Annotated in this window: 8 protein-coding genes; 1 reads left to right on the top strand and 7 read right to left on the bottom strand. The window is 40.1% G+C overall.

What is annotated here, in order from left to right; all coding sequences use genetic code 11:
* Positions 1-607 precede the first annotated feature (607 nt).
* The 4 genes from B3209_RS02240 to B3209_RS02225 form a co-directional block, all read right to left on the bottom strand.
* A complete protein-coding gene (locus B3209_RS02240) occupies positions 608-1,450 on the bottom strand; it encodes a sugar ABC transporter permease (protein WP_296091377.1) in 843 nt (280 codons plus the stop codon).
* On the bottom strand, positions 1,447-2,769 hold the full coding sequence (locus B3209_RS02235; protein WP_295799456.1) for a carbohydrate ABC transporter permease: 1,323 nt from the start codon (positions 2,767-2,769) through the stop codon (positions 1,447-1,449). Before B3209_RS02235 ends, B3209_RS02240 begins: the two co-directional genes overlap by 4 nt.
* Positions 2,770-3,025: 256 nt before the next feature.
* Positions 3,026-4,225 carry a maltose ABC transporter substrate-binding protein gene (locus B3209_RS02230; protein ID WP_296091376.1) on the bottom strand — a complete coding sequence of 400 codons (1,200 nt, stop codon included), beginning with the start codon at positions 4,223-4,225 and terminating at the stop codon, positions 3,026-3,028.
* A 51-nt stretch (positions 4,226-4,276) separates the two neighbouring features.
* Positions 4,277-5,275, bottom strand: a complete 999-nt coding sequence (locus tag B3209_RS02225) for a LacI family DNA-binding transcriptional regulator (protein WP_295799461.1) — start codon at positions 5,273-5,275, stop codon at positions 4,277-4,279.
* Between the two features lie 242 nt (positions 5,276-5,517).
* Here B3209_RS02225 and eda point away from each other — a divergent pair, with 242 nt between their 5' ends.
* Complete coding sequence (gene eda / locus B3209_RS02220; RefSeq protein WP_296665334.1) at positions 5,518-6,177, top strand: bifunctional 4-hydroxy-2-oxoglutarate aldolase/2-dehydro-3-deoxy-phosphogluconate aldolase; 660 nt, start codon at positions 5,518-5,520, stop codon at positions 6,175-6,177.
* Between the two features lie 10 nt (positions 6,178-6,187).
* Here eda and B3209_RS02215 read toward each other — a convergent pair whose 3' ends face one another.
* From B3209_RS02215 to gdhA, 3 genes are all read right to left on the bottom strand, one after another.
* Complete coding sequence (locus tag B3209_RS02215) at positions 6,188-6,592, bottom strand: putative toxin-antitoxin system toxin component, PIN family (protein ID WP_296665336.1); 405 nt, start codon at positions 6,590-6,592, stop codon at positions 6,188-6,190.
* A complete protein-coding gene (locus tag B3209_RS02210) occupies positions 6,589-6,837 on the bottom strand; it encodes an AbrB/MazE/SpoVT family DNA-binding domain-containing protein (protein ID WP_296014665.1) in 249 nt (82 codons plus the stop codon). The genes B3209_RS02215 and B3209_RS02210 overlap by 4 nt, the downstream gene beginning before the upstream one ends.
* Positions 6,838-7,168: 331 nt before the next feature.
* Complete coding sequence (gdhA, locus tag B3209_RS02205) at positions 7,169-8,524, bottom strand: NADP-specific glutamate dehydrogenase (RefSeq protein ID WP_296665341.1); 1,356 nt, start codon at positions 8,522-8,524, stop codon at positions 7,169-7,171.
* Between the last annotated feature and the right edge of the window lie 6 nt (positions 8,525-8,530).

Here is an 8,530-nt window from a genome sequence, read left to right as displayed (position 1 = left end):
GATAATGACATAAATTCAAGCCGGAGTATGACATAGTCTCAAGCCCCTGAATGACAAAAAAGATACTTTTACTTTCTGTCATAAAAACAAAAGGGATACTTCCTAAGAGGCTGAGGAATACTTCCTAAGAGCCGTAGCGATACTTCCTAAGCCCCTTAGGAATACTCACTTCAGGTCTTAGGAATACTCTCTTAGCCTCTTAGGAAGTATTCCTTCAGAATGAATTGCAACCACCCCTACTATTCAGGATTATATTCCTAAAAAGTTGTATTTCAAATTGCAATATCACAATCTTTAGCAATGTAGAAGATTTTTTACTTTAGCAGGTTCTCGGGGCATTAAGCCTTGCGTTTGTTATTTTCAAAATATTTGCTCATGCTTAATCGCAAGTATTTTGAAAATTTCAATGCACATTGGTTAAAAAATAAAAAACTGTTCGCTCTTGCTCACAGTCGTTTTTTTTCTCGGGGTATTAAGCCTTGCGTTTGTTATTTTCAAAATATTTGCTCATGTTTAATCACAAGTATTTTGAAAATTTCAATGCACATTGGTTAAAAAATAAAAAACTGTTCGCTCTTGCTCACAGTTTTTTATTTTTTTTCGAGGGTCACTCTTTTACAGCCGCTGTTCCCATGCTCATCATCATTGCTTTCTGTGTGAACAGGAAGAAGATTACAAACGGAATACAGATTACCAAAGAGCCTGCTGCGAAGTTTGTAAACTCGTTCTTTTTATCAGAAACGAAAGAGAACAAGCCTAGCGCAAGTGTTTGTTTTTCAGGGCTTCTTAAAACCATCTTCGGGAAGATAAAGTCCATCCATGGTCCTGTAAAACTTGAGATTCCCAAGAATGTGATAATCGGCTTTGTAACAGGAAGAATGATTGTTCCAAAAATTCTAAAGTGGCTTGCACCGTCAATTCTTGCAGCTTCGTCAAGGTTCTTGCTTACTGTGTCCATGTAGCTTTTTACCATCCAAGTGTTGTACGGAATTCCTCCTGCAACGTAAACAAGCACCAGTCCCCACAAAGTGTCAAGTCCGCCGATACGGTTCAAGATTACATAGATTGCAATCATTCCTACAAATGAAGGGAAAATCTGAAGAATCAGCATGCTCATCAAAAGAGTGTGCTTAAAGACGAACTTAAAGCGTGAAAAAACATAAGCGCTCAATGAGGAAATCACAACAGTAAGAAGCGTTGTCCAAAGAGCAATGATGAATGTGTTCTTAAACCACAGCCAGTACTGGGTTTCAAAGAACAGATACTTAAAGTGCTTGAGAGTGAATCCGTCCTTGAAAGGAACAATATTCATGTTTGCAATTCCGTTTCCAGGAGCGAAAGCGGCGGCAACAACATAAACAAGCGGATAAAAAACAATAAGAGAAATCAGTATAAAAATCAGATAAGAAAAAGTTGTGCTGACTGTCTTGAATGAACGGTAATTTCTCATACTTCACCTTCCTTATAAGCCTTGGTATTTCTGAACTGATAAATAGCAAACGGCGCAAGAACAACGAAGATAAGCACTGCAATAACAGAAGCGTAGTTGTATCTAAGCATTGTAATTGTAAGCTTGTAAATCCAAGTAACAAGAATATCAGTTCCACCCGCCATTGTGGTTGTGGAATCTGCAACCGTCGGATCTCCGCCTGTTAAGAAGAAGATAATTCCGAAGTTGTTGATATTGTGCGTAAAGCTCATAATAATCAAAGGCATTGTCTGATAAAGAACAAGAGGCATTGTAATGTGGCGCAGAATCTGAGGTCCGTTTGCACCGTCAATCTTTGCAGCTTCGTACAAATCTTTGGAAATCGCTGTCATCGTTCCCATAGAAAGCATCATAAAATAGCCGAATCCAGCCCAAAGGTTAATTACAATACACATTATTTTTGCAAGCGTAGCATCTCCAAGCCAAGGAATTGTGCTTCCCTGCTCAAGAATTCCAAGGGCAATGAGAGTTCTGTTTACAATTCCGAATGTTCCGTTGAGCATCTGGCGCCACAAAATCATTGTAATTACAGCCGGAACCGCATAAGGCAAGATAAATATAAACCTGAACACTGGAGCTATTTTGATTCCGCTTTCATTCAAATGAACGGCAACCAAAAGTCCGCCAAAGTAGCAGGTAAAAGTTGAAGCCACAGCCCATACAAGTGTCCAGATTGCGATGCGTGCAAAACCAGCTGACCAGTTTGTTCCGCCGAAAAGGAGTGCCTTGAAGTTCTGGAAGCCAACCCAGTCTACAGTATTTTTAGGTGGAATGTTGTTAGGAGCAGAATAGTTTGTAAAAGCAACCGCAACGCTAAAAAGAAGCGGAACAACAACAAACACAAGGAGCATAACTACACAAGGAGCAAGACCTGTAATAGGGAACGCCTTGTTGCCAACTTCTTCCAAAGAGGACTTTTGAGAAACGAATCTTTTAGTCCTGCAGTATTCTTCATAGGATTTTTTTGCGCTTCTTACCGAAATTACATAAGCCGCTACAAAAAGAGCAACTATCGAAAGAATAAGAATTCCGTCGATAAGCATAAACATAGAGTTATTGCGAAGCTTAACCGGAATATCAGGCTGAGGTTCGCCAAGAGTAATCAAATCAAAAATCTTTCCGCAGGTAACTGGCAGAAAAGCAAGAAAAAGAACTTCAAGGGCAGCAAAAAGAGCGCCTTTGACATATTGTTTAAGGTAAATAATATGGGACAATCCCATGAAGCATAAAGATGCAACTTTTACCTTTTTTGCAGAACTTCCATCGGACTCTATCCGCATAAGACACCTCGCAATTGAATACGTCTGGTCAAGGCACGCTTACGCTCAAGGCCTTGGCTCATCCGTTTTTACGGTTTGGATAAACCCTAAATCAGTGGGAACGCACAACAAGTGCTTAAAAAGGCAGACAAAAATATGCCGTCTTTTATAAAACTGTTTTTAAATTTTGCAAGAAAACAAAGGGCTGCCGCAAAAAATTCTTTTCGATAATTCTGGGCAGCCCATAGGCTTAGTTTACAATAGCAAGAAAGCTAAATTACATTCCAAGGATTGTAGCGTTGCAAGCGTCAAGTTCTTTCTTAACATCTGCACCGTTCCAAATGTTCTTTGAAGCGTTTCCAAGAGCATCCCAGAAAGCAGACATCTGTGGAACAGAAGGCATTGGGAATGCATAGTCAAGCTGGTTGAGGAATCCGCCAATGTATTCGCTTGAAACTTTTACATTGATTGCTGGCATAGCTCCTGTGATGTCAAATCTGAGCTGCTGCATAGCCGGGCTGATAAGGAACTGAGCAAAGTCAGCTGCTTCTTCCGGATGATCAGAGTATGAGCTTACAAACATAGCGCGTGTTCCAGAGAATGAAGCTGCCGGAACTGTGTCTCCAGGAAGTGAAGGAAGTGGCGCAACACCAAAGTTCAATTTAGCGTCAACAAAGTTCTTTACGTTCCAAGGTCCAGTAATGTGCATTGCAGCCTGTCCGCCCTGGAATGCAGCGTCGCAAACTCCAGTTGAAAGGTCAGCAGCAGGAACATCAAGAGCGTTTCTGAGTGACTGGAAGAATTTCATTCCGTTTACAGCATCATCGTTGTTAAGATATGTTGTAGAAGTGTCAGCTCCAGTTGAACCGAAGATGCGGTTTCCGTTTTCTGTTGTGAATACAATTGAGTAGTATGCGTTTCCTACATCCATTACAAATCCGCGCTTGTCTGGATTCTTTTTGTTGAATTCAATAGCCCATTTTGCAAGGTCATCCCAAGTCTTTGGAACATCTTTTTCAGCAATAAGATCCTTGTTGTAGAACAAAGCGTAAGTTTCTGCGCTTACTGGGTATCCGTACATTTTTCCTTCGTAAGTAAGAGCCTTTGAACAAGCGCCAAGAACTTCTTTTGCAACAACGTCTGCGTTTGCTGTTGGAGCAACGTGTCCGCCGTTAACAAGCTCGCCAAGCTTATCATGTGGAGCAGCAAAAAGATCTGCGCCAACTCCAGCTGGTCCGTCAAGGGCAATCTGTCCTGTTGAATCGCCAAGTTCTACGTTTACGAATTTGATTTCTACATTCGGATGAGACTCTGTGTATTTAGCTCCAGCCTGTTTAATGAATTCATCTGGTCCTAAAAGAGACTCCCATACAGTAAGAGTTATTTTTTCAGACTTTTTAGCTTTCTTGCTGCATCCTGTAAATGCGAGCAAACCTGCAGATACTACAGCTACAGCTGCAATAATACCTTTCTTCATTTTGTCCTCCTAATTATAAAACAATGAAGCTTTTTATATTCCAACCGCGAATCAGCGGAAAGATTCCCTTATTCTAAGCTCGTAGCCAACTTTTGTGTGGCTTGGAACTTTTTTTCCTTCTATCATATCCACAAGAAGATTTCCCGCCTTCTTTGTAAGATTTGAAACATTTACATTCAACGCCGTAATTGGAGGCGTATTGTTCTCCAAAACCTGGCTATCGTAAAATGAAATCACCTGAATGTCAGCCGGCACTTCATAGTCATTCTGCTTGAGCCATTTAAGCACATAGACGCAGATAATGTCATCCATGCAAACAAGGCACTGCGGGTTTTCCTTCATAATATCTGGCAAAACAGAAAAAACATCTTTCTGGCATTCCAGATTCCAATGAACGACACAGCCGTCCAATGATATTCCAGAAGAAGCAAGTCCTCTTTTAAATCCTTCAAAACGAAAAGTGTTCACGCTGTTTTTGCTATCGCCCGCAAGAACTGCAACTTTTTCACATCCGCGGCTTATCATAAACTTTGTCATTTCATAGCAGCCAGAAATCTGGTCGCTTCCAACATGGCAAAACTCATCATCCCCGGGTGTGCCCATTGCAATAAATGGAATCCCTTCTCTTTTTAAAAAGTCCACGGATTCATCTTTTTCTTCAAGACGAGTCAAAATAACGCCGTCAACCTTTCTATTTATAACAAGCCGCCTTAACGGAGTAATATCTCCGCCGCTCTGAACAACAATCAAAGCGTCATAGCCGGCCTTATACACAGATTCAGAAATTCCAACAAGGCAATTCTGAAAAAACGGATTGTCCTCTTCATTTTTTGGAATAACAACGCCAATATTGAAAGTCTGCCGCAAAACAAGTCCTTTTGCCATCGGATTAGGAACATAGTTGCACGACTGAACTTTTTCCATTACGCGCCGCCGGGTTTCCGCGCCAATCCGCCCCTTGCAGTTTATAACTCGGGACACTGTAGACTTTGAAACTCCAAGTTCCTGGGCAATATCCGAAATTGTAACAACAGAAGCGGACCTTTCCATAAAAACGTTTCCAAATTATTTTATTAAACAATGCAAAGCAAAAAGTTCTGCAATGCTTAAAGTTTACACCAACAATTCTTATAAAACAAGAAAAATCGGTTGCTCAACACGAAAAAGTATACACGTGTCAATTCGGTTTGTCAAACTTTTTTTATAAATTCTTTGTAATTTTCTTACAAAAATAATAACGTTTCCAGAAGTTTTTCTTGCGCCCTCTTTTTTTTTATGCAATACTTATTTCCATGTTTGAACAAACCGCAGAAAAAATCAAAAATGCAAAAATCATTCCGGTCGTAAAAATTCAGGAAAAAGAATATGCAATGGAACTTGTGCGCGCCCTTACAAACGGCGGAATGAAAGCTGTTGAAATAACCTTTAGAACAAACGACGGCGAAACCGGGCTAAAAAAAATCGCTGGCTGCATAGAATCAATAAAAAAAGAGTTTCCGAATATTCTTGTGGGAGCCGGAACTGTAATAAACGCAAACCTCGCGCAAAAAGCCCAAAATGCCGGAGCGGATTTTCTTGTTTCCCCGGGATTCAATCCCAAAACAGTAAAATGGTGCGTTGAACATGAAATTCCGTTTTTTCCAGGAGTATGCACGCCGGGCGAAATTGAGCAGGCAATAGAAACCGGCCTGAATTTCCTAAAGCTTTTCCCTGCGGAAGTTATGGGCGGAACAAAATTCCTAAAGTCGCTGGCAGGACCTTTTCCGCAAACAGTTTTCATTCCAACAGGCGGAATAAACGGTGAAAATTTTTCAAGCTATCTTTTATGTAAAAATGTAGGCGCGGTGGGCGGAAGCTGGATGTGCCCCGAAAATTTCATAAAAGAAAAAAATTGGCAGGAAATTGAAAATCTCTGCAAAAAAGCAACTTTTTCCTTTCTAAAAAACTGCTGAAGGTAAAAATTTACTTATCTATCAGCTCAAAATATCTTGCAGGAGAAAAGATTAAAGGCTTATCGATTTTTAAATTTTCAAAATCCTTGTCGCCAGTCAACAAAATATCCGAATCAGACAAAATTGCAGAGGCAAGAACTGGCAAATCTTTTACATCTCTGATTTTTGGATATTTATTCACATCAATTTTATTTGGTGTTGCAAATTCTTCAAAATTTATTCCGTTAAAAAAGTTTTCAAGCTGTTTTAGTTTTTCAGGGAATTTTCTTTCAAAGACTTCATTACATTCTTCTTTTGTATAGGAAGAAATTACAACTGTATGTTTTTCAAGCAGATGAGAAAAAACTCTTGCAACTTTTCCGCTTGGAAAAAGCATTGCCGAGATTATGACATTTGTATCAACAAAAACTCTCACCTAGTTTTCCTTAATTCTTTAATGTAGGCAACAACATCTTCTTCTGTTTGAAAACCTGCTTTTTCAGCTTCGCCCTGCATTTGATTTTGCGCATTCGCCAAAGCTATTTGTGATGCATTTGCAATATAAACTTTTCCTTTTTTTTCTTCAAAATACACTTTGTCGCCAGTTTTCAATTGAAGCAAATTTCTTATCATAAGAGGAATTGTTATCTGACCTTTTGATGTTACTTTTGCAAGTTCCATAGAAAATCTCCCATAAAAAGTCAAGATTAAAACTTCAGTTTTAGGATTGACTTTTTAAGTTGTTTCGCAACGAAGTGAGAAACAACAGTTGATAAGAAAGTTTGCAACGCAAACTTTTAAAGATAAAAACAGACGCCATTTTCGGCTGTTTTTATCTTATCTCCTTACTTTCCTTACTTCAATATAAATGAAGCAAGTCTTGCTGTCAAATTCTAAACAAAAAAAAACTGCCCTTTAAGCTAAATGAATTCAGCCTAAAGAGCAGCCTTTGAATAGCTAGCTAAAAACCAGCAACAGATTCCCGTATCATAGCACAGGAATGACAGTTAAATTAAACCAATCCCTGGGCAACCATTGCGTTTGCAACTTTTACAAATCCTGCAATGTTAGCGCCTGCAACATAGTCGCCTTCTGTAGCGTATTTTTTTGCAGTTTCATAAGCGTTGTCGTGGATGTTTGTCATAATCTGCTTAAGCTTAGAGTCAACTTCTTCAAATGTCCAAGAAAGACGCTCTGAGTTCTGGCTCATTTCAAGTCCGGATACCGCAACACCGCCGGCGTTTGCAGCTTTTCCAGGAGCGAACATAACTTTGTTTTCCTGGAAATACTTTATGGCTTCCGCACGTGTAGGCATATTTGCGCCTTCTGCAACGAGCATACATCCGTTTGCAACAAGTTTCTTTGCATCTTCAAGATAAATTTCATCCTGAGTTGCGCAAGGCAAGGCAAGGTCAGCTTTTACGCCCCAAGGCTTTTCACCTTTGAAGAATTTTGCGTTAGGAAATTTCTTTACATAAGCGTCAACTTTTTCTTTGCGTGCGCGGAATTCTTTTACATAGGCAAGTTTTTCAGCAGTGATTCCGTCTTCATCAAGAATATAGCCAGTTGAATCAGACAAAGTGATTGGCTTTCCACCGAGCTGAAGAAGTTTTTCAGCAGCGTACTGGGCAACGTTTCCGTCTCCAGAAATAATAGCTGTCTTTCCTTTGAAATCCTGGCCTTTTTTTGCAAGCATGCATTCAACAAAGTAAATAAGTCCGTAGCCTGTAGCTTCTGTGCGGGCAAGAGAACCGCCGAATGAAAGTCCTTTTCCTGTAAGAACTCCAGTGTACTGGTTTGTAATTCTCTTGTACTGGCCGAACATATAGGCAACTTCTTTTCCGCCTACACCTTTGTCTCCAGCTGGAACGTCTGTGTCTGCGCCAATATGACGATAAAGCTCTGTAATGAATGACTGGCAGAATCTCATAATTTCAGCATCTGATTTTCCGTGGCCATCAAAGTCTGAACCACCTTTTCCGCCGCCCATTGGAAGAGTTGTAAGGGAATTCTTAAGAACCTGCTCAAATCCGAGGAATTTCAAAACATCAAGTCCTACTTCCGGAGAAAAACGCAAGCCTCCTTTATAAGGTCCAATTGCGCTGTTAAACTGAACACGGAATCCGCGGTTTACGTGAGGTTTTCCTGCATCGTCAGTCCAAGGAACACGGAACATTACAATTCTCTCTGGCTCAACGAAACGCTCAAGAACAGCATACTGCTCAAGCTCAGGCATTTTGTCTACCGCAGGAGAAATTGCTTCAAGAACAAGTCCAGCAGCCTGAAGAAAATGACCCTGATCTGCATAGCGTACAGAAATGTCATCCCAAACACGTTTACAATAAGCATTTTTAATATTGTATTCCATATAAAC

Source organism: Treponema sp. UBA6852 (assembly GCA_002449305.1).
Classification (GTDB): Bacteria; Spirochaetota; Spirochaetia; order Treponematales; family Treponemataceae; genus Treponema_D.
Note: the sequence above shows the minus strand (reverse complement) of the source record. Positions and strands in the feature narration are given on the sequence as shown.